Source organism: Erythrobacter litoralis, from assembly GCF_001719165.1.
GTDB classification, from domain to species: domain Bacteria; phylum Pseudomonadota; class Alphaproteobacteria; order Sphingomonadales; family Sphingomonadaceae; genus Erythrobacter; species Erythrobacter litoralis.
In genome coordinates this window covers 1,290,103-1,311,560 of the sequence record NZ_CP017057.1, presented here as the reverse complement: position 1 = coordinate 1,311,560, position 21,458 = coordinate 1,290,103, and the positions used below count along the sequence as shown (strand labels likewise).

Annotated in this window: 20 protein-coding genes; 15 read left to right on the top strand and 5 right to left on the bottom strand. The window is 66.9% G+C overall.

Annotated elements, in window-relative coordinates:
* Positions 1-153: 153 nt before the first annotated feature.
* The 4 genes from Ga0102493_RS06210 (at position 154) to Ga0102493_RS06195 (ending at position 3,021) form a co-directional block, all read left to right on the top strand.
* Positions 154-684, top strand: a complete 531-nt coding sequence (locus tag Ga0102493_RS06210) for a glycine zipper 2TM domain-containing protein (RefSeq protein ID WP_034904944.1) — start codon at positions 154-156, stop codon at positions 682-684.
* A 135-nt stretch (positions 685-819) separates the two neighbouring features.
* Positions 820-1,599: an SDR family oxidoreductase gene (locus Ga0102493_RS06205; protein ID WP_034904945.1), complete on the top strand. Its 780-nt coding sequence runs from the start codon at positions 820-822 to the stop codon at positions 1,597-1,599.
* Positions 1,596-2,279 carry a cytochrome b/b6 domain-containing protein gene (locus Ga0102493_RS06200; RefSeq protein WP_034904946.1) on the top strand — a complete coding sequence of 228 codons (684 nt, stop codon included), beginning with the start codon at positions 1,596-1,598 and terminating at the stop codon, positions 2,277-2,279. The genes Ga0102493_RS06205 and Ga0102493_RS06200 overlap by 4 nt, the downstream gene beginning before the upstream one ends.
* Positions 2,272-3,021: a molybdopterin-dependent oxidoreductase gene (locus Ga0102493_RS06195; protein ID WP_034904947.1), complete on the top strand. Its 750-nt coding sequence runs from the start codon at positions 2,272-2,274 to the stop codon at positions 3,019-3,021. The genes Ga0102493_RS06200 and Ga0102493_RS06195 overlap by 8 nt, the downstream gene beginning before the upstream one ends.
* Here Ga0102493_RS06195 and Ga0102493_RS06190 read toward each other — a convergent pair.
* Positions 3,018-3,461 (bottom strand): DUF1801 domain-containing protein, encoded by a 444-nt coding sequence (locus Ga0102493_RS06190; protein WP_034904948.1) that lies wholly within the window; start codon positions 3,459-3,461, stop codon positions 3,018-3,020. The two genes, Ga0102493_RS06195 and Ga0102493_RS06190, sit on opposite strands and share 4 nt — an antisense overlap.
* A 96-nt stretch (positions 3,462-3,557) precedes the next feature.
* On the opposite strand from Ga0102493_RS06190, the gene Ga0102493_RS06185 reads away from it, so the two are divergent.
* Complete coding sequence (locus tag Ga0102493_RS06185) at positions 3,558-4,826, top strand: class I SAM-dependent methyltransferase (RefSeq protein ID WP_034904949.1); 1,269 nt, start codon at positions 3,558-3,560, stop codon at positions 4,824-4,826.
* A 24-nt stretch (positions 4,827-4,850) separates the two neighbouring features.
* On the opposite strand, the gene Ga0102493_RS06180 is transcribed toward Ga0102493_RS06185, so the two are convergent.
* Entirely contained in the window at positions 4,851-5,279 is a 429-nt protein-coding gene (locus Ga0102493_RS06180) for a hypothetical protein (RefSeq protein ID WP_199796943.1), read from the bottom strand.
* Between the two features lie 237 nt (positions 5,280-5,516).
* Here Ga0102493_RS06180 and Ga0102493_RS06175 point away from each other — a divergent pair, with 237 nt between their 5' ends.
* Positions 5,517-6,731: an argininosuccinate synthase gene (locus Ga0102493_RS06175; RefSeq protein WP_034904950.1), complete on the top strand. Its 1,215-nt coding sequence runs from the start codon at positions 5,517-5,519 to the stop codon at positions 6,729-6,731.
* 352 nt (positions 6,732-7,083) lie between these two features.
* Here Ga0102493_RS06175 and Ga0102493_RS06170 read toward each other — a convergent pair whose 3' ends face one another.
* On the bottom strand, positions 7,084-7,374 hold the full coding sequence (locus Ga0102493_RS06170; protein WP_069297476.1) for a hypothetical protein: 291 nt from the start codon (positions 7,372-7,374) through the stop codon (positions 7,084-7,086).
* Between the two features lie 330 nt (positions 7,375-7,704).
* Between Ga0102493_RS06170 and Ga0102493_RS06165 the strand changes: the two genes are divergently transcribed.
* On the top strand, positions 7,705-8,394 hold the full coding sequence (locus tag Ga0102493_RS06165) for a septal ring lytic transglycosylase RlpA family protein (protein ID WP_034904952.1): 690 nt from the start codon (positions 7,705-7,707) through the stop codon (positions 8,392-8,394).
* An 84-nt stretch (positions 8,395-8,478) separates the two neighbouring features.
* On the opposite strand, the gene Ga0102493_RS06160 is transcribed toward Ga0102493_RS06165, so the two are convergent.
* Positions 8,479-8,952 carry a CHRD domain-containing protein gene (locus tag Ga0102493_RS06160; protein ID WP_034904953.1) on the bottom strand — a complete coding sequence of 158 codons (474 nt, stop codon included), beginning with the start codon at positions 8,950-8,952 and terminating at the stop codon, positions 8,479-8,481.
* Between the two features lie 184 nt (positions 8,953-9,136).
* Complete coding sequence (uvrA, locus tag Ga0102493_RS06155; RefSeq protein ID WP_034904955.1) at positions 9,137-12,064, bottom strand: excinuclease ABC subunit UvrA; 2,928 nt, start codon at positions 12,062-12,064, stop codon at positions 9,137-9,139.
* Positions 12,065-12,335: 271 nt separating this feature from the next.
* On the opposite strand from uvrA, the gene Ga0102493_RS06150 reads away from it, so the two are divergent.
* The 8 genes from Ga0102493_RS06150 (at position 12,336) to sucD (ending at position 21,450) form a co-directional block, all read left to right on the top strand.
* Positions 12,336-13,475, top strand: a complete 1,140-nt coding sequence (locus Ga0102493_RS06150) for a hypothetical protein (protein WP_150132433.1) — start codon at positions 12,336-12,338, stop codon at positions 13,473-13,475.
* Positions 13,476-13,735: 260 nt separating this feature from the next.
* The gene (locus Ga0102493_RS16365) at positions 13,736-14,473 is read left to right on the top strand and encodes a lysozyme (protein WP_034904958.1); all 738 of its coding nucleotides are present in this window, start codon (positions 13,736-13,738) and stop codon (positions 14,471-14,473) included.
* Between the two features lie 587 nt (positions 14,474-15,060).
* Complete coding sequence (locus Ga0102493_RS06140; RefSeq protein ID WP_236922309.1) at positions 15,061-16,125, top strand: cell wall hydrolase; 1,065 nt, start codon at positions 15,061-15,063, stop codon at positions 16,123-16,125.
* 238 nt (positions 16,126-16,363) lie between these two features.
* Positions 16,364-16,723, top strand: coding sequence for a hypothetical protein (locus Ga0102493_RS06135; protein ID WP_034904959.1), 360 nt, complete (start codon positions 16,364-16,366; stop codon positions 16,721-16,723).
* Positions 16,724-16,884: 161 nt separating this feature from the next.
* Positions 16,885-18,855 carry a putative bifunctional diguanylate cyclase/phosphodiesterase gene (locus tag Ga0102493_RS06130; protein WP_069297475.1) on the top strand — a complete coding sequence of 657 codons (1,971 nt, stop codon included), beginning with the start codon at positions 16,885-16,887 and terminating at the stop codon, positions 18,853-18,855.
* Between the two features lie 257 nt (positions 18,856-19,112).
* A complete protein-coding gene (gene mdh, locus Ga0102493_RS06125; protein WP_034904961.1) occupies positions 19,113-20,075 on the top strand; it encodes a malate dehydrogenase in 963 nt (320 codons plus the stop codon).
* Positions 20,059-20,559 (top strand): hypothetical protein, encoded by a 501-nt coding sequence (locus tag Ga0102493_RS06120; RefSeq protein ID WP_150132432.1) that lies wholly within the window; start codon positions 20,059-20,061, stop codon positions 20,557-20,559. The genes mdh and Ga0102493_RS06120 overlap by 17 nt, the downstream gene beginning before the upstream one ends.
* The gene (gene sucD, locus Ga0102493_RS06115) at positions 20,560-21,450 is read left to right on the top strand and encodes a succinate--CoA ligase subunit alpha (protein ID WP_034904967.1); all 891 of its coding nucleotides are present in this window, start codon (positions 20,560-20,562) and stop codon (positions 21,448-21,450) included.
* Positions 21,451-21,458: the final 8 nt, after the last annotated feature.

Sequence of the window (21,458 nt, the reverse complement as noted above, 5' to 3'; positions counted from 1 at the left end):
GGGGCGTGGCCGTTCCCTGCCCCGCACGGCTCGTCGCCTGCGCCGGGCGGTCCGGCGGAGGGGGCACTTGAAAGTGCAGTCGTTCAGCTTGCGTTCGTCTTGCATGAACGAAAACCGTCTCGTCCGCATCACCGGACAGGAAAGGACTGGGTCATGAAGACGATTGCACTGTTCGCCGCCGCCGGCTCGCTCGCCGCCTTCGCCGCGCCTGCCGCTGCGGCCGATATCGCGCCCCCCGCCCCGCAGGCCTCCGCCCTGCAGACCGCAGCCTTTACCGGCTTCGGAACCGGGATGGAGGCACCCGCCAATTTCGAACGCGATCCCCCGCGCCACGCCCGCGCCTGGGGTCGCCGCGACCGGGATTGGGATGACCGCTGGGACGACGATCGCTGGGACGATGACGACGACTGGCGCGAGCGCCGCTGGCGGGACCGCGACCGCGATCGCTGGCGCGAGGGCCGCCGGCTTGGCCGCCGCGACCGGATCTGGCGCGGGCGCGACGGGCGCTTTCGCTGCCGCCGCGACGACGGGACGGTCGGCCTCGTGATCGGCGCGGGCGTCGGTGCGCTGCTCGGGCGCGAAATCGACCGGCGCGGCGACCGCACGCTCGGCACCGTGCTCGGCGCGGTTGCGGGCGGGCTGCTCGGCCGCGAGATCGACCGCGGCGACGTGCGCTGCCGCTGATCGCCCCGCCTGCAAGACGACAGGGCCGCCGGAAACAGCTTCCGGCGGCCCTTTTCTTGCGCGTTGCCGAGGCACGGAGGCGCTGATAGGTCTTCTGTCGATGCAGCAGTCAGCCCCCCGACCCGCGAGGATGTCATGACCCGCCCCGCGATCCTCGTCACCGGAGGCGCGACCCGGATCGGCGCGGCCATCGTCACCGGCTTCGCCGAGGCGGGCTGGCACGCCGTGATCCATTACGGCACCTCCGCCGACGCGGCCGAGGAACTCGCAAGGTCGCTGCCCTCAGCCGAGACGGTGCAATGCGATCTTGCCGACGACGAGGCGGCCCACGCGATGATCCGCAGCCTCGCCGGGCGTCTTTCGGACTGGCGCTGCCTCGTCAATTCGGCCTCGGTTTTCGAATATGACGATGTAACCGGCTGCGACCCGCAAACGTATCAGAGGGCGATGCAGGTCAATGCTCTTTCCCCGGCGCGCATGGCGCAGGCCTTTCTCGCCAATGCCCACAGCGATGCCGGGCGCGTCGTCATCCAGATAACCGACATGAAGCTTGCCAATCCCAATCCCGATTTCTTCAGCTATACCATGTCGAAACACGCGCTCGCCGCGACGATCCCCATGCTGGCAAAGGGCGCAGCGGGGCCGGAAGACCGGGTCTATGGCCTTGCGCCCGGAGCGATCCTGGCAAGCCACGACCAGCGCGAGGAGGAGACCGAGGTCTCGCACCGGCTGAACCTGCTCGGCCGCAAGACCGGCGCTGACGAAATCGTCGCCGCTGCGCGTTTCCTCGCCACCCGCGCGATGCGCAGCGGGTCATCGCTGTTCGTCGATTCGGGCCAGCACCTGCTCGACCAGGACCGCGACGTGATCTGGCTCGCCCGGGAAAGGGTGCGTGCCGGGGAAAGCCCGGCATGAGGCACGCGCTCTCGACCCGGCTGTGGCACTGGATCAACGCGGCCGCTTTGGTGGTGCTGTTCATGTCGGGCCTCACCATCTCGAACGCGCACCGGCGGCTCTATTGGGGCAATTACGGCTTCGCGCCCGAGGATGCCTGGCTTCACGTCATGCGCTTTCCCGGCTGGGCGACGCTGCCGATGTTCCGCTACGACCTGGCCGAGGCGCGCGACTGGCACAACACGGCCGCCTGGCTGTTCGCGGTCGGCCTGCTCGCCTACTGGATCGTGATCCTCGTCAACGGCCATTTCCGGCGCGACATCGCGGCAGGGCCACGCGCCTACACGCCGCAGGCGGTCCTGGGCACGATCCGGGGCTATCTGACGGGCGAGAACCGGCGCGCGGAAAAGGCCGACTACAACCCGCTCCAGCGGATCGCCTATGCCTTTGTGCTCGGCGTGTTCCTGCCGGGGATGGTGCTGACCGGCCTCGCGATGAGCCCGGGGATCGAGCCTGCCGCGCCGTGGCTGGTCGAGGCCTTCGGCGGGCGGCAGAGCGCGCGCTCCTTCCATTTCATCTTCGCCTTCGCGCTGCTCGGTTTCCTGATCGTCCATGTCGCGATGGTGTTCGTCGCCGGGCCGGTGAAGACCCTGGGCGGGATGATCGTCGCGCGCTCTCCCAAGGACCGCGCCCATGGCTGAATTCGAACGCCGCCATCTTCTTGCCGGCCTTGCCGCTCTGGGCGTTGGTGCCTGTTCGCGGGTGGGCGAAAGCGAGACCGCAAGCTCGATCGTCGACACCGCCGAAAGCTGGCACCGCGAAGCCCACCGCGCGCTGGCCGGGCGGCAGCGGCTCGCACCCGAATTCGACCGTTCGCAAGTGTCGCCAAGCTTTCGCGGCAACGGCTCGCTCACCGTCGACACGCCCGAATACCGCGCGGAACTCGCGAACGGCTTTCCCAACTGGCGGTTGGCGGTGACCGGCCTTGTCGACAGGCCGCTCAACCTGTCGATCGAAACGCTGCGCGCCCTGCCCCAGCGCGTGCAGGTCACCCGCCACGACTGCGTCGAGGGCTGGAGCGCGATCGGCGAATGGACCGGCCCTCAATTATCGACCATTCTCGATGCTGCGGGCGTGCGTCCGGAAGCGAATTTCGTCGTCTTCCGCTGCGCCGACACGCTCTATGGCCGCCGCTATTACGAGAGCGTCGACATGGTCGATGCCTACCATCCGCAGACGATCATCGCCCACCAGCTGAACGGCGAAAACCTGCCCGAGAAGAACGGCGCGCCGCTGCGCATGCGGATCGAGCGGCAATTGGGCTACAAGCACGCCAAGTATCTGACCGGGATCGAGGCGGTCGCCAGCCTCGACGATGTGGGCGAAGGCAAGGGCGGGTTCTGGGAGGACGTCGCCGATTACCAGTGGTATGCCGGGATCTAGTTTGCGGGCGGAAAGATCCGCTGCATCGCCTGCCAGTCCGCCGCCACCAGCTGCTCCAGCACGCCCATGTCCACGTCGGCCAGTTTGTTGATGTAGAGACAGCTCTTGCCCTTCGAATGCCTGCCGAGCCGTTCGAGCAGCCGGGCGCGTTCGGCCGCGGCGAGATCGTCGCAATAGCCGCCCATCAGGTAGAGCGAATGCTTCGCCTTGCGCGGAGAAAAGCCGCTGCGCATCCAGCGCACGGCGCGCCCGCTGGCATAGACGGTTTCGTATTCGCCGTAGCCAATGATCGCATCGCCCCACATGACCGGCTCTGCCCCCGTCACGCGGCGGAACAGCGCGTCGAGCGCTCGCGCATCCTCGCGCCTTGCGGGAGGCTCGACCGAGGCGAGGAACGTCTCGACACTGGCTGCATTGGGCTGGATTTTCGCATCGGCCATGACAGACAGGATAGCGCAATGTAGACAACGCCGGAAGGCGGGGCACCTTGCGCGCCCAGGGGCCCGCGGCAAAGTTCCGGCGAACAGGGAGCAGGCATGAGCAAGACCCTTCTCGATCGTTTTCTTTCAGGCGCGGTGGAGCGGGGCCGTCTCGGCGTCGTCTTCGCCGATGGCGAAGCGCGGGTCTATGGCGGTTCGGCCGAAGGTTTTCCCGACATCGTGATCCGCTTCACCGACGATGCCGTACCGCGCGACATCGTGCTCGACCCGCGCCTCGGCGCGGCGGAGGCGTTCATGGACGGGCGGCTCGTGATCGAGGAAGGCGACGTGATGGGCCTTGTCGGCCTGCTGCGCATGAACGGGCGCTGGGAACGCGGCGGCGACCGGCTGCGCCCTAGCCTGCCCAAGAGGCTCGTCAACAAGGCCGCGGTCGCGGTCGACAAGTTCAACACCGCCGTCAGCGCGCGGCGCAATGCCGCGCATCATTACGATATCGGCAATCCGCTCTACGCCCTGATGCTCGATCCCGATCATTTCCAGTATTCCTGCGCCTACTGGAACACCGACCATTTCGGCCCGGAGATGACGCTGGCAGAAGCGCAGGAAGCGAAGCTCGCCCATATCGCGGCGAAGCTGGCGATAAGACCGGGCCAGAAAGTGCTCGATATCGGCTGCGGCTGGGGCGGCATGGCGATTTATCTTGCGCGCCATTACGATGTCGAGGTCACCGGCATCACCCTGTCATCCGAACAGGCCTCGCTCGCGCGCAAGCGCATCGCCGAGGCGGGCGTTGCAGGCCAGGTGACGATCGAGCTCGTCGATTACCGCGATTTCGCCGCATCCGGGAATACCTTCGACCGGATCGTCTCAGTCGGCATGTTCGAGCATGTCGGGCAGGCCCAGTTCGACACCTTCTTCGAATGCTGCGCGCGGCTGCTCGATCCGATGGGCGTGATGCTGATCCACACGATCGGGCGGATGGGATCGCCCGGCGTGACCGATGCCTTCACGCGCAAGTACATCTTTCCCGGCGGCTATATCCCGGCCCTGTCGGAAACCGTCGCGTCGTCGGAGAAATTCCGCCTGATCGCCGCCGATGTCGAGGCGCTGCGGGTCCATTACGCGAAGACGATCCGGCAATGGTATGCGAACTGCATGGCCAATCGCGACGCGATCATCGCGCTCCATGACGAGCGGTTCTTCCGGATGTGGACCTTCTATCTCGCCGGTGCCGCGACCGTGTTCGAGCATGGCGGCATGTGCAATTACCAGGTCCAGTATGTCCGCGACCGCCGCGCCCTTCCCCTCACCCGCGACTGGATCGCGCAGGAGGAGAAGCGGCTGCTGGCGGATGCGAAAGCCTGAGCCGCGCCGGCGCGCGGCAGGCGATCAGCGCGCGGCGAGCTGGGCCGGATCGACCAGCGCGACGGGGCCGTGATCGTCCATGTGATCGCCGTGCACGAAATGCAGGCGGCCCTCGTGGATGTAGTCGATGTGATCGCCGTGCTGGACCGTGGCGTGTTCCTCGCCTTCATGGCCGTGCATGTGATCGTCGGTGGTCACCATGCTGGCCAGTTCCTCGGCGACCGGATTGGTCGAGGAGACCGCAAGCGCATGTTCGTCGTAATGTCCGCCATGCGCGGAGTGGAGGTGGCCGTCATGGAGATAATCGACATGGCCCGCATGTTCGAGCGCCACGTGGCCGCAATCGGCGCCGTGGGCGTGGCCTTCGTGTCCGGCATGGAGCACTTCGTGGGCATAGGCACCCGAAGCGAGCGTGGCGGGGGCGATGGCAAGAAGGCAGAGGGATCGTTTCATAGGAGCTTTTCCTTTGTGTTCAGATCCCGCGCTGGCCCCTAGCCGCATATCCCCCCCCTGTCATGCGAAAAACGATGATACTTTAACACGTTACATTTGATCGCCGCGATCCGGAGCGGCCGTCCCCCCTGCGCCGACTGCGCCCTGCTGGCGATTGCCTATCGCGCGGCGGCTTGATACGGGCGCTCCACCTTGTGCGCGGCCCCACCGGCCCGCCACGCATCCGGGACCAAACCCATGAGCGACATCAAGCGCGTCGTCCTTGCCTATTCGGGCGGCCTCGACACTTCCGTCATCGCCAAATGGCTCGCGGTCGAACGCGGGCTCGAAGTGGTTACCTTCACCGCCGATCTCGGACAGGGCGAGGAAATCGAGCCCGCGCGCGACAAGGCGCGCGCGATGGGGATACCGGACGAACACATCTATATCGAGGACCTGCGCGAGGAATTCGTGCGCGATTTCGTCTTCCCGATGATGCGCGCCAATGCCCGCTACGAAGGCGATTACCTGCTCGGGACCTCGATCGCCCGCCCGCTCATCTCCAAGCGTCTTGTCGAGATCGCGCACGAAGCCGGCGCGGACGCGATCGCGCACGGCGCGACCGGCAAGGGTAACGACCAGGTCCGCTTCGAACTGTCGGCCTATGCGCTCGACCCCAGTATCAAGGTCATCGCCCCTTGGCGCGAATGGGACCTCACTAGCCGAACCGCCCTCATCGCCTGGGCCGAAGCGCACCAGATCAAGGTTCCGACCGACAAGCGCGGCGAAAGCCCGTTTTCGACCGACGCGAACCTGCTGCACACCTCTTCGGAAGGCAAGGTGCTCGAGGATCCGTGGCAGGAGACGCCGGACTATGTCTATTCGCGCACCGACCACCCGGAGGACGCGCCCGACATCCCCGAATATATCGAGATCGGTTTCGAGAAGGGCGACGGCGTGTCGCTGAACGGCGAGTCGATGAGCCCCGCGGCCCTGCTCGCGGCCCTGAACGACCTCGGGCGCAGGCATGGCATCGGCCGGCTCGACCTCGTCGAAAACCGCTTCGTCGGCATGAAGTCGCGCGGCATGTACGAAACGCCCGGCGGCGAGATCTATGCCCGCGCGCATCGCGGCATCGAACAGATCACGCTCGATCGCGGCGCGGCCCATCTCAAGGACGAGCTGATGCCGAAATATGCCGAGCTCATCTATAACGGCTTCTGGTTCGCCCCCGAGCGCGAGATGCTGCAGGCCGCGATCGACCTTTCCCAGGAAAAGGTCACCGGCACGGTGCGGCTCAAGCTCTACAAGGGCCTCGCCAGCGTCGTCGGGCGCAAATCGCCCCATTCGCTCTATTCCGAAGCGCATGTGACGTTCGAAGACGATGCCGGGGCCTATGACCAGCACGACGCGGAAGGCTTCATCAAGCTGAACGCGCTGCGGCTGCGGCTGCTCGCCCAGCGCGACCGCTGAAGCGGCGAGTCGCAGCGAATCGCACCGGTTGAAGCGCAAGATCCGGAAACCCCATCTTTGCGTTCGTTACCCTCATCGAGGGGCGAACTGGGATCGGTTTCCGCGCAGGGATGTCCAATGCGACGAACGGTTGAGTTGTCCACCCTTCTCCACAGATGAGTCGGGGAAAAGTGGATAAGTCGGGGTTGCGCAGCTTGCGAACAGGGCGGTCCGGGCGCAATCTCAACTCGTCTTCGGAACGGGAAATCGCGAAAAGTCGGGGCCGCAAGGCCTTGAAGTTTCGAGGTTTTCCAGACCAAGGACTGCGCTGGCGACTGTCCACGCGCTGTCTGAGAGACGGGATGCAGGAGGTTCACGCCGAATGCAAGCCGGCTTGTTTGAAGATGGTGCGAAGCGACGTCAGCGTGAAGGCCGCGATACCGGCCGGCAAGGGCAGCAGGAAAGAGGCTTCGGCCTTGGAACTGCACCCGCCCCTTGCCAGCCACACGGGATCACGGTCTCGGCCCGGCAAGCAGCCGGTCGGCTTGGCGAAGGACCCTTGCGGTTCGTTGCGGAGCCAGATCGGAAAGGCCACCAGGCCGGATGCCGGCGCGAGCGCCGGTGAGGAAGCCTTCGGGCAGGCCGCGCCTTCGGGCGAGGCCACCGGAGGCCCAGACATCGGGCGCCAAGTGCGCTGGTCGGAAAGTGCGGGAATGACGGTTCGCCGGAAGACCCGAACAGGAAGGCAGCGTCCACGCGCCGGTGAGAGTGGGGTCGGCAGCAATGCCGGCCCCATTTGCTTTACCCCACTCTACCCCTCGCCCTCTTTCCACCGCCCGTCCGGCTGCGATCGCCGAACATCCCGGCGCGCCCCCACGCGGCGTTGCAGCGCGGGCACAGGCGGCCGGAAATACGGCAAACGGCCCCTTTCGCGCGACATGGGTAGGCTGCCCCGATTGCCTCTCCCACCCAAGCCGCGCTAGGCCTTCGTCTCATGGGAGAGGGCCCCCGTCACGATCCGCGCAACCCGCGCATTGCGTTCCGCACGCTCCGCATGGCCGCCGCGCTGCCGCTTGCCATCGGACTTGCCGGGCTTTCGGCATTGCCCGTTCAGGCGCAGGAAAACCTTGCCGAGGATACCGGTGAGACTGCGAACGCCGCCGCAGCCCCTGCCAAGTCCGCCAATCCAGCCATTCGCGAAACGCTCGCCGCGCCGTCCGGGGATGCCATGCCACCGGCCGCAACCCCAGCGAGCGCGGACGAGGCGCGCCCCGCCTCCTTTGCCGCCGCCTTTGAGCCGCTGGCCGAGGCCCCTCGCCCGGATCTTGCCGTGCCGCAGAGCGCGGTCGACCTCACCATCATTGAACCGGAAGTCGAAACCCCCGCCTTCCGCAGTCTGGGCACCGGCAGCGCTTCGTATTACGGGCGGCGTTTCCACGGTCGGCGCACGGCGAATGGCGAGCGGTTCGACATGAACGCGCTCACCGCTGCGCATCGCACCCTGCCCTTCGGCAGCCTGGTGCGGGTCACCAATCCGGCCAACGGGCGCAGCGTCACCGTGCGGATCAACGATCGCGGCCCCTTCGCGCGCGGGCGGGTGATCGACGTGAGCCGCGCGGCCGCGAAGGAGCTCGGCCTTATCCAGCGCGGGCATGGCCCGGTGGAGCTCGAACTGCTCGAATAGGGAGCCCGGCTTCGTCCCGGCCGTGGATGAAGGAACCTCGCCGGCGCAGCCCGCCGCTATGGCGCGGGGCCACTTGCGGGCCTGTTACGTCCCGGCAGCCATGATCTGCCCGCGCACCGCGCCGCCCGGGAACTGCTCGTTGTGGACATTGACGTAGAAGCCGTCCGGATCCTCGAGGATTTCGCGCGCCAGTTCGCCGTCGATCGCGGTGCAGCCTGCCGAAGGCTCGCCGCCGGCAGGAGCGGTGAGAGGAACGGCGACCGGCCCGTTCTCGCCCGCGGGGCCGCGATGGATATGCGAGCCGGTGGGGGCGGCGACGGCGTCGACGTCGAGTTCGTAGCAAAGCTCTCCGCCCGGATCGAGCGAGGCCTCGAACACGCCCGTCCCGTCGGCATCGCCCGGCCCGACCTCGGCCGGCCCCGAGAGATTGGCGGCTAGCCGCGTGCCATAGCCAAGCCCCTGACGGCCCTCGCCATAGGTCGAGCAGGCCGACAGCGCGAGCGCGCCGATGGCGGCGAAAGCGGCGGTTCTGGGGAGGCTGGTGCGAGTGCGGGTCATGGGATGCTCCTGCGCTTGTTTTTTGTGCATGACGTTAGCGCGTGGGGGAGCGGGTTGTTCCGGGGTGGGGGTGATCCTCGACGCGGCAGCCCAGAGCCTCCTGCCACACACACACACACACACACACACACACACACACATTGGATTGCCGCGCCGCTTCGCGGCTCGCAATGACGGGCGCACCCTACTCCGCCGCCTCCCTCTTCGCCCGCAACAACGGCTTCAGGTAATGGCCGGTAAAGCTCCGCGGCTCGCGCACCACCTCCTCCGGCGTGCCCTCCGCGACGATCTCGCCGCCGCGCACCCCGCCCTCCGGGCCGAGGTCCACGATCCAGTCCGCGGTCTTTATCACGTCGAGATTGTGCTCGATCACGATGACCGAATTGCCCTGCTCCACCAGCCGGTGCAGCACTTCGAGGAGCTTGCGCACATCCTCGAAATGCAGGCCCGTCGTCGGCTCGTCGAGGATGTAGAGCGTCTGCCCGGTCGAACGCCGCGCCAGTTCCTTGGCGAGCTTGACCCGCTGCGCCTCGCCCCCTGACAGCGTCGTCGCCTGCTGGCCGACCTTGACATAGCCGAGGCCCACCTCGTTCAGCATCCGCATCTTGTCGCGGATCGACGGCACCGCCTTGAAGAATTCCTCCGCATCCTCGATCGTCATGTCGAGCACGTCGGCGATGCTGAGGCCCTTGAACTTCACCTCCAGCGTTTCGCGGTTGTAGCGTTTGCCCCCGCATTCCTCGCAGGTGACGTAGACGTCGGGGAGGAAGTGCATCTCGATCTTGATGAGGCCGTCGCCGGTGCACGCCTCGCAGCGCCCGCCCTTGACGTTGAAGGAGAAGCGGCCGGGCTTGTACCCGCGCGCCTGGCTTTCGGGGAGGCCGGCGAACCAGTCGCGGATCTGGGTGAAGGCGCCGGTGTAGGTCGCGGGGTTGGAGCGCGGGGTGCGGCCGATCGGGGACTGGTCGATCTCGATGACCTTGTCGCAGTTTTCGAGGCCCTCGATCCCGTCGTGCTTGCCCGCGATCATGCGCGCGCCGTTGAGCACGCGGGCGGCGCCGGCATAGAGCGTGTCGATGGTGAACGAGGACTTGCCCGAACCCGACACGCCGGTGATGCAGGTGAAGGTGCCGAGCGGGATCGAGGCGGTGACGTTGCGCAGGTTGTTGGCCTGCGCGCCCTTCACCGTCAGCTTGAGCCCGTTGCCCTTGCGGCGCTGTTCGGGCACCTCGATCGCGCGGCGGCCCGTCAGGTAATCGGCGGTGAGCGAGCCCTTGGCCTTGAGCACCTGTTTGAGGGTGCCCTGCGCCACAACTTCGCCGCCATGCACGCCCGCGCCGGGGCCGAGATCGACGATGTGGTCGGCGCTGCGGATCGCGTCCTCGTCGTGTTCGACCACGATCACCGTATTGCCGAGATCGCGCAGGCGTTTGAGCGTTTCCAAGAGCCGGTCATTGTCGCGCTGGTGCAGGCCGATCGAAGGCTCGTCGAGGACGTAGAGCACGCCCGAAAGCCCGCTGCCGATCTGGCTGGCAAGGCGGATGCGCTGCGATTCCCCGCCCGACAGCGTGCCGGATGTGCGGTCGAGATTGAGGTAGTCGAGGCCCACGTTGTCAAGAAAACCGAGCCGTTCGTTGATCTCCTTCAGGATCGGGCGGGCGATCTGGGACTGCTGCTCGGTCAGGTGATCGTCCGCCTGCTCGAACCACGCCTTGGCCTCGGCCACGCTCATGCGGACGGGTTCGGCAATGTCGATCGGGCCGGTGGGTCCGGGAATCTTCACCGCGAGCGCCTTTTCATTGAGCCGCTTGCCCCCGCACGCCTCGCACGGCTGCGCGGTCTGGAATTTCGACAGCTCCTCCTGCATCCACGCGCTTTCAGTCTGGCGCATCCGGCGGTTGAGATTGCCGATCACGCCCTCGAACGGCTTGGTCACGGTGTATTGCTTGCGCCCGTCCTTGAAGGTGAGCGGGACCGGCATGCCGCCCGTGCCGTGCAGGATGATCATGCGCTGATCAGGCTCGAGGTCCTTCCACGGGGTCGTCAGGTCGAAATCATAGGCCTTCGCGAGGCTCGCGAGAACCTGCATGTAATAGGGCGAAGGCGGGTTCGATTTCGCCCAGGGCACGATCGCGCCCTGTTTGAGGGTCAGGGCCTCGTTCGGCACGACGAGCTGTTCGTCGAACAGCTGCTTTTCCCCGATCCCGTCGCAGGCCGGGCACGCGCCCTGCGGCGAGTTGAAGGAGAACAGGCGCGGCTCGACCTCCTCGATGGTGAAGCCGGAGACCGGACAGGCGAATTTCTCGGAAAAGACGATGCGGTTGGCGGGGATCCCGGCGCCTTTCATAGCGCCGCCCGCATCCTCGCCCTCGCCTTCGCGTCCCGGCACGACGCCGTCGGCGAGATCGACATAGGCCAGCCCCTCGGCGAGCTTCAGCGCGGTCTCGAAACTGTCGGCGAGGCGTGTTTCCAGCCCCTCCTTCACCGCGAGACGGTCCACCACGACCTCGATGTCGTGCTTAAATTTCTTGTCGAGGGCGGGCGCCTCCTCGATCGGATAAAGCTCCCCGTCGATCCGCACGCGGGTAAAGCCCGCCTTCTGCCATTCGGCGAGCTCGCGGCGATATTCGCCCTTGCGCCCGCGCACGACGGGGGCGAGCAGGTATGCCCTCGTCCCCTCCGGAAGCGCCATCACGCGGTCGACCATGTTCGATACGGTCTGCGCCTCGATCGGCTTTCCGGTCGCGGGCGAATAGGGAGTTCCGACCCGCGCCCATAACAGGCGCATGTAATCGTAGATCTCGGTCACCGTCGCGACGGTCGAACGCGGATTCTTCGAAGTCGTCTTCTGCTCGATGCTGATGGCAGGGCTTAGCCCGTCGATATGCTCGACATCGGGCTTCTGCATCATCTCGAGGAACTGGCGCGCATAGGCCGACAGGCTCTCGACATAGCGGCGCTGGCCTTCGGCATAGATGGTGTCGAAGGCCAGCGACGACTTGCCGCTTCCCGACAGGCCGGTGACGACGATCAGCGCGTCGCGCGGCAGGTCGATGTCGATGCCCTTGAGATTGTGTTCGCGCGCGCCGCGGACGCTGATCTTGGTCAGCATGTGGCGGGCCGATGCTTATGGGTCTTGGTAAGGCTCATGGGCGGGCTTTGTTCCGGAAATGTTCGTGGGTGTAAAGGGGGTGAAGGGATGGCACTCGCGGTCGCATCCCAAATGCCGTTTCATCTGGCGATTACAACCGTCGGAGCCCGCTTTGGTTTCGCGCGCCGGGGCGTCGATGACGGGCCTGTCCGACCGGACCCTTTAGGAATAACCAAGTTGTCTGCTGCGCCCTCGGCTCTATCGTGACGCGGGTTTCGAAAAAGGGGGACAGATGAAACGCAGGGCCTTTCACATGCTGGCCGGAGCGCTCGCTCTTGCGCTCGGGCAGCCCGTCGCCGCGCAGGAAGAGGGCGATTCGTCGAGCGATGCGGAAACCACTGCCCTGCTCGCCTATCTCGGCCTCTCCGCTGCCTCGGGAACGACGTCGGTGAACGAAGGGGCCGGATCCTCGGAGGCCTATCTCCTGACGACGATCCTGCTCGATCGCGCGGCCGGCGAGATGCTCGGCCACTTCACGGACGGCAGGCGCTACATGGTCGTTGCCGAAAAGGACAAGGTCGACCTTTCGGTCCATTCGCGCGTGGAAGCACGGCTGGGCAGGCTGCTGGACGCGGCTCTCACCTTTGCGCGCAGCGATGAGAACGTGCGGGCATGTCGGGACGGAGTTTCGGGCAACGCCAAAGGGCTGATGGAACTGGGCGAAATGAACCTCGAGGAAAACGGGGCGAAGGCGGCGGCCACCGAATTGACCGCGGCGGACATTTTCGGCGCGGTCAGAGTAAGCACCGACATCAGCCCGATTGCGGTGGATATCGACACGTCGCTGCTGGTCACCGCGCTCACCAAGCGGGCGGCAGCCGCGAGGACGAGCGAACCGGCCGATCTCAGGGTCTGGACGGAAATCGCCAACTCGCCGCAGCCATCTGCGCTCGCAAGCAAGCTGGCCGCCGTCGAAAACGAGATCGCGGCGCTGGAGGCAGCCGGTTGCAAGGAGGTGCTTCCCAAGGAGCAATTCGCCGAATTCACCGCGGATCTCGCGAAGATCAAGGCCGCTGCGGCCAGTTTCAGGAAGCCGGCGAGCGATGGCGCTCTCAGTCCGATCGAAGCGGCGGACCGGGTCGCCGGCGCTCTCGGCGACAGGGGCAACGAGGCCCGGATCCTGCGCCTGTCGGTCGACAAGGCCGGGGGCACCCTGCTCAACAATTCGAGCATCTGGACCTCTCTGGGCATTCCGGGCACGACCGTGCGCGCCGCTCTTGTGGTCTCCTACCGCTCGATCGTCCCCGATACGGGCCAGATCGAAAAGGCGGGCATCATCGCCTGCAACTTTCCCGTCAGACTGCTCAAGCATGTCACTTCGGCGAAAATGACCGCGCTCAAGGAGCTGGGGCACTGCGATCACCTGATCTAGCCGCAATGCGACGATGTGGGCCGCGCTGGGCGGGCCGCGCTGGCGGGATGCAGCCCATGACGCCCCGCCCCGTGCCTCAGCCCCGGTGAAGCGTGGACATTTCCCCTCATCTCGTCCGTTGATTCAGTGAAATACCGCAAGGCACTGGAATTACGAACGAAACGAGGAACCCCATCACCGGCACCACCCCCGCCATCGCTCCCGCACACGACCATCGACACATTGCCCGGTCCGCGCCGCCCGCCCTCCCACAAACGCGCGTGCCGACCCCGCCCGCCGCGCAACGACCCGCAGCGCTTCGCCGCCGCCGTTTTCTCGGCTCGCTACGCGAACGCTGGAGCCGCCGGCGGGGCCGGGCGAAACGCCTGCGGCTTTCCCGCCGCAAGGGCGCAGCCGCGCTGCTGAGCGTTTCGGCGGTCGCGCTGGCGGGCGCGTCCGATCTCGCGATCCAGCCCGGACAGGCCACTCCCGACATCGAACAGGCGGCGGTCTTCGACCCCGCGATCCGGCGCGATGCGGCGAAGCTTTCGGCAAGCGAGGCGATGGTGGAGGCGCTGGTCGAGGAGGAAGGCGTGCGCTACCGCGTCTATCGCGACGTGGCCGGCTTTCCCACGGTCGGCGTCGGCCACCTCGTCCTTCCGCAGGACAATCTCAGGGTCGGCCAGCGGATCGGCCATGTCCGGGCGATGGAACTGCTCGATGCCGACCTCGCCAAGGCCGAGGACGGGGTTCGCGAACTGCTCGACGGGCTGCCGGTCAACCAGCACGAATTCGACGCGCTGGTCGATCTCGTCTTCAATGTCGGGATCGGCAATGTCTCGCCGGAAGAAAGTCCGCGCCTCAACGCCGCGATCCGTGCAGGCGATTACGCCGGGATAGCCGACGAACTCGACTACACCGCCGCCGCCGGGCGCGTCGCGCGCGGGTTGATCCACCGTTCCCAACGGCGCACGCGAATCTTTCTCGAGGCCGATTACGGCGATCCGCGCACCGCCTGATCGTGCGCGAAACAGCCAGAGGCGACCTACAGAAAATCTGAAGTGCCGACGCTTTTTCAGAGCGTTATTGTCGGGCTCTCTTTGCAAGTCCTCGCAAGAGCCTTTCGGGTCGCACCTGTCCGGGCCAGAGCGACAACTTGCTCGGAAAGGGCCGGGACGGTCGGTGGCGAGTCCGCTTTGCATTGGGGGCGGTATGCCGCCGGTCCGGCCCGGTTTCTTCTCCCCCGATCCATATCCCCGACCAGATCGGCACCATGATACGCGCGACACAATGCGCGCCGACGGTCCGCGCCGGGTCGCGCATCGGCAAGCACCGCTCGTGAAAAAACCCGTCCGTTGCAGGTTTAATCCGGCCGATCAGCCTGTTCGCTTTCGGGACGCGGCCTTCGCCGCGCTCGCGGGAGGCCGGGTAGGACGCTAGCCCGGCAATCGTGTCCCGCGCCCTTGTCCTTCATCGCGCTTGCGAAGAGCCCACACGTCCCAAACGTCCCGCGCGTCCGCAGGCGGCGCTGCGCCGCTTCGCGCTTTTCGGCTCGAGGCTCCGCCGCGACGAGGCTGCGGCCCATCCGCTGCGCAAGCGTCTGGCCGTGCTCGTGCTCGCGCTCGCGGTCCCGGCAATGGCCGCGCCGGGCGATTTCGGCCGCATCCCGGGCGATGCGGGGGCCGACCGCAACCTTGAAAGCATAAAACAGGCGCAGGCCGAAAAGTCGCCCATGCCCTTTGAACGGCCGGGCATGAGTTTTCCCGGCTCGGCCTTCTACTTTCTCGCCGATCCGCCTGCGCGCAGCGCTCTGATCGCCCTGCCGGGGGCCGATCCGCTCTCCGGCGACGAGCCTTCGGCAGCCGGCGGAGCGCTCGATCCCGGCCCCGCCGCCGCGCCCTTCTTCGCGGGGGGCATGGCGACGCGGGCCGAGCAATGCCTCGCCGAGGCGGTCTATCACGAGGCCGCGAGCGAAAGCGAAGCGGGCCAGCGCGCGGTGGCGCAGGTCGTGCTCAACCGGGTGCGCCATCCGGCCTGGCCGAACAGCGTGTGCGCGGTGGTGTTCCAGGGGTCCGAACGCGCGACCGGGTGCCAGTTCACCTTCACCTGCGACGGCAGCCGCGCGCGCACGCCCGGCGGCGCGCCCTGGGCGCGCGCGCACCGGATCGCGCGCGCCGCGCTCACGGGGGAGGTCTATGCCCCGATCGGCCTTGCGACGCATTACCACACCCACTGGGTCGCCCCGCGCTGGGCCGGATCGCTCGATCATGTCGGCACGATCGGCGCGCATCGTTTCTATCGCGCGCGCGGGAAAGCCGGGATGCTCGCCGCTTTCGATGCAGCCTATGCGGGCTTCGAGCCGCCGGCGCCGGTACGGGCGAGCGGGCGGCGGGAGATGACGCAGGCCGCTGCGCCCGAGGCCACTCTCGCAAGCGCTCCCGACGCCGCTGTCGCCCCTTCTGCGATGCGGGAGGCGGCTGCATTGACCGCTCCGCCCGCCGCGCGCAGCCCCGCCGAACCGGCGGCGGGAAGCGGCAGCGTGCGCAGTGAATACCGCACCGCGGGGCGCTGGAAGACCGTCCCCGGAGCGCGCGCCCCCGCGGGCGAGCGGCCAGCCCCGATTGCGCCTGCGCCTCCAGCCGAGATCCCGCGCAAGCCACCCGCCGACTGAGCATGGCTCCGCCGCCGCGCCATCGCCAAGCCCCCTGGCTGCCGGAAGAAGAGGGTTAACGGGCCCGAAACCCTGACTCCACACCAAGCCTTAGCGCCGATGCACGTAATTGCCCCCCACAGACTAAACGCCTGCGCCCCGTAATCAGGCGCCGCCAGCGAGCCTTGCCCGGGGGTCCCCTTCCCCGAACAGGCCCCGGCGCGCCGCAAGGGGCCAAGACCCGGGAACACGCGCTCCCATGACGATCCATTTCGCGGCTGCCTCCGGAACCGCCCATGCCCCCGCCGCCGCGCCGATCGCACGCGGGCTGGCCCGGCGCGCAAGGGCACGGGCTGCCAACGACAACCTCATGGGCACGAACGGGCACGCGCGAGGGTCGGCACGCAATCGCGCGCCGAGCGAAGAGATCCTGCGCGCCGCCCTTAAGCATTTCGCCGAACATGGCCTCGGTGCCGCCCGCACCGCGCGGGTCAGGGCCGAAGCGGCGTTCTTCGCAGGCGACCGGCAGGCCTATGACCACTGGCTCGAAATCACCCGCACGCTCGACCGCCGCCTCGCCGCACAGGTCGCCGCCGGGGCAGAGCGTCCCGCCACCTGACCCGCAGGTCCGACGGATCCTGCCGCACTCACAGCGCGCCCTTCGGCGCGATGCTCCCGCCTGTGCGCGCTCCCCATCGTAAGCGCCGGATTTCAGGGCGGGAAAACGGTAAGTGATCCGTTAACCGGGCTTTGACCAGTTTGCGCTAGCCGGGGAAGGATATGGGAGCGAGCGGACCCTTTGCGAAGCTGCGCCTGCTGGCGCCGCGTCCGCGTGCGGACCGCGTGTCCGCACGTGCGCGCAGGATGCTGGTCAAGACGCTCTACACCCAGCCGGCCAGCCTCGCGATCGGTGCGCTGACGGGGATCGCCGCAACCGGCGTGTCGGCTTTCGTCTCCGGCATCCCGCAGCTCTATGTCGGGGCGACGGTGCTCATCATCATCGCGCTTCTGAGAGTCGTGACCGCGATAACCCTGTCGCCCGACAGCGGCCGGACGAGCACCGCCAAGCTCGAGATGGTCTACGAAATCGGCGCCTTCAGCTACGCGATCGCGATCGGCGCGGTGGGGGCGATGACGATCTGGTTCGGCGCGCCGGGCGAGGTCCAGGTGCTGATGGTGGCGAACACGCTGTGCTACGGGGTCGGCGTTTCGGCGCGCAATGCGGGCCGGCCCAGCATCGCGATCGGCCAGCTCACGCTGTCGCTGCTGCCGATCATGGCGGCCTGCGTGGTCGAGGGTTCGCTGGCGCTTGCAACCCTTGCGGTAACGATCGCGCTGCTGATCCCGGCGATGATGTCGATCGTGCTCAACATCTTCAAGGTGCTCGAGGATTCGATCGCCTCTGCCGAAACCAGCGCGCAGCTCGCCGACAAGATGCAGCTTCTCGCCCGGACCGATGTCGTCACCGGGCTCGCCAACCGGGCGGGGCTGAACCATGCGATGGTCGAGACGATGATGTCGCTGGAAGAGGAGGCGCGGCTTGCGCTGATCTGGATCGATCTCGACCGTTTCAAGGAAGTGAACGACCTGCTCGGCCACCCGGTCGGCGACCGCGTCCTGACCGAAGTCGCGCGGCGGCTGCGCGAAGTCTCGCCGCCGGGGGCGACGGTGGCGCGTTTCGGCGGTGACGAATTCGTGGTCTTCGCCGCCGTCGACGACCGCAAGCATTCCGAACGCATCGCGAGCGAGATCCATGCCGAGATCATGCGCCCGGTGCGGGTTGACGGCGACCGGCTGGAAGTGCGCGCCTCGCTCGGCGTCGCGCTGCTGCCCGATGACGGGGCCGATGCCGACACGCTGATGCAGAGCGCGGATCTTGCGCTTTACCATGCCAAGGTCGGCGGACGCTCGCAGACGCGTTTCTTCGACCGCGCGATGACCCGCGACCTCATCCGCCGGCGCGAGATCGAGGACGAATTGCGCGCCGCGATCCAGCGCGAGGAGCTGTCGATCTTCTTCCAGCCGATCGTCGACCTCGAGACGGGCCGCATCCGCACGTTCGAGGCGCTGGTGCGCTGGTTCCACCCGGAAAAGGGCGAGCTCAAACCCGACGAGTTCATCCCCGTGGCCGAGGAAACCGGCGTGATCGTCACGCTCGGCAACTGGATCACCGCGCAGGCCGCACGCACGGCGGCGACCTGGCCCGAGGATGTCAATGTCGCGGTCAATCTATCGCCCCTGCAGATCCGCGCGCCGGGCGCCGCTCTGGGCATCCGCAACGCTCTGCGCGAGGCGGGGCTCGACCCCTCGCGGCTGGAGCTCGAAGTGACCGAGAGCCTGTTCATCGAGGACAATCACGCCACCGCCGCCTTCATCGAGGAACTCGCCGCGATCGGCGTCACCTTCGCACTGGACGATTTCGGGACGGGTTATTCCTCGCTCGGCCACATCAACACCTTCCCGTTGAAGAAGATCAAGGTCGACCGCAGCTTCGTCTCGGGCGCGCATGTCGGGCGCAAGAGCGATGCGATCATCCGCGCGGTCGCCGAAATGGGATCGACGCTCGACATCGAGATCGTCGCCGAGGGGCTCGAGACGGTCGAACAGGTGCAGACGGTGCGCGAGGCGGGGTGCACCCTGGGACAGGGTTTCTATTTCAGCCGCGCCGTTCCCGATTACCTCGCCGCCCTGCTGATCGCGCAGGAGCGCGAGGGCGAACTGGGCGAAGCGACGCTGCGGGCGCAGGCCTGAGCGGCCATCCATTCTGCCTTCGCACAGCCCGCTCCGCCGTGCCCGAGCAACGGATCGCCGCGCCGTAAGCCAGCTTATTGCAACTGCGAACTGTTATCAAAGATTTCCGCCGATCCGGGGCTTTTGACGGTTGCAATGCCCTCTACGCGCGCCTAGGCCCGCCCGCGAGATCACGGCGCTTGGCAAGGCTTGGGACGGGCCGCTTTCGCGCCACAGACATGGTTTTCGTCCCAAGGATCAGGGAAGGAAGTCCAATAATGGCCCGCACCAAGATTGCGCTGATCGGCGCCGGGATGATCGGCGGCACGCTCGCCCACCTCGCCGCGAAGAAGGAAATGGGCGACATCGTCCTATTCGACATCGCCGAAGGCATGCCGCAGGGCAAGGCGCTCGACCTTTCGCAGTGCGGACCCATCGAAGGCTTCGACGCGAAGATCACCGGCACGAACGACTATGCCGACATTGCAGGCGCCGACGTGGTGATCGTCACCGCGGGCGTGCCGCGCAAGCCCGGCATGAGCCGCGACGACCTGCTCGGCATCAACCTCAAGGTGATGAAGGCGGTCGGTGAGGGCATCAAGAACAACTGCCCCGACGCCTTCGTGATCTGCATCACCAACCCGCTCGACGCGATGGTCTGGGCGCTGCGCGAATTCTCCGGCTTGCCGCACAACAAGGTCGTCGGCATGGCGGGCGTGCTCGATTCCGCGCGCTTCGCGACTTTCCTCGCGTGGGAATTCGGCGTCTCGGTGCGCGACGTCAACGCCTTCGTCCTCGGCGGGCACGGCGACACGATGGTGCCGGTCCTGTCCTACTCCACGATCAACGGCATCCCGGTGAAGGACATGGCCAAGATCAAGGGCGTCTCCGAAAGCCGCCTCGATGAAATCGTCGACCGCACCCGCAAGGGCGGCGGCGAGATCGTGGGCCTGCTCGGCAACGGCTCGGCCTATTACGCGCCCGCCACCAGCGCGATCGCCATGGCCGAGGCCTATCTGGGCGACCAGAAGCGCATCCTGCCGTGCGCGTCCTATGTCGAGGGCAAGTACGGCCTCGACGGGCTGTATGTCGGCGTGCCGACGATGATCGGCGCGGGCGGCACCGAGGACGTGATCGAGATCGAGCTGTCGGATGAAGAGCGCGGCAACCTCAAGGTCTCGACCGACGCGGTCGAGGAATTGCTCGAAGCGTGCAAGGGGCTGGATGAGAGCCTTGCTTAAGCGCAGCCTCGTCGCACTAGCGGCCCTCACTTTGCCCATCGCTCCGGCGGCGGCGGAGCAGATGCGGGAGGCCGCGCTGCCCGAGATTTTCGAGACCTTCAACGATTGCTTCGCCGCCACCGAAAGCGGCGGGATCTCCGTCGCCTCGCTCGAGGGACGGGGATGGTCGCGCGCCACCCTGCGTTCGGGCGATGGCGAGGTGATCGAAGGGGGCCCGATCTTCTATGGACACGCCGAGCGTGCACCGATCATCATCCTCAGCACGCTCGAAGGCCAAGGCGTTTGCATGGTCAATGCACGGATCGAGAGCTTCGAGGTCTTCGAGCAATTCAAGCAGGCCTTTGGCGGGAAGCTGCCCCCGGCCGATGACGAAGGCACGATCACGTTCATGGCCGAAGGTCGGCCGGTCCAGATCGCGCCGACCGGATCGCGCGAGGCGCCTGCGCTGCGTCTCGCTGTTCTTACTGAAAGAGAGAGCAACTGAATGTCCATCCTCGTAAACAAAGACACCAAGGTCATCACGCAGGGGATGACCGGCAACACCGGCACCTTCCACACCGAGCAGGCGCTGGCTTACGGCACGCAGATGGTCGCAGGCGTTACCCCCGGCAAAGGCGGTACGGAGCATATCGGCCTGCCGCAGTTCGACACGGTGAAGGAGGCCAAGGCCGCGACCGGCGCGACCGCTTCGTGCATCTACGTGCCACCGCCCTTCGCCGCCGACGCGATCTGCGAGGCGATCGATGCGGAGATCGAGCTCATCATCTGCATCACCGAGGGCATCCCGGTGCTCGACATGGTCCGCGCCAAGCGCGCGCTCGAGGGTTCAAGCTCGCGCCTGATCGGCCCGAACTGCCCCGGCGTCCTCACGCCCGAAGAATGCAAGATCGGCATCATGCCCGGTTCGATCTTCAAGAAGGGTTCGGTCGGCGTCGTCAGCCGTTCAGGCACGCTCACCTATGAAGCCGTCCACCAGACAACGCAGGTCGGGCTCGGCCAGTCGACCGCGGTCGGCATCGGCGGGGACCCGGTCAACGGGACGAACTTCATCGACGTGCTCGACCTCTTCCTCGACGACCCGGAAACGGAAAGCATCATCATGATCGGCGAGATCGGCGGCAGCGCAGAAGAAGAAGCCGCCGCCTTTTTGAAGGCCGAGGCAGCGAAGGGCCGCAAGAAGCCCACCGTCGGCTTCATCGCGGGCCGCACTGCGCCTCCGGGCCGCCGCATGGGCCATGCCGGCGCGATCGTTTCCGGCGGCCAGGGCGGCGCCGATGACAAGATCGCGGCGATGGAGGATGCGGGCATCCGCGTCTCGCCCTCGCCGTCCGAACTCGGCACCACGCTTGCCGCGATGCTCAAGGAAACGGCCTGACCCTTATC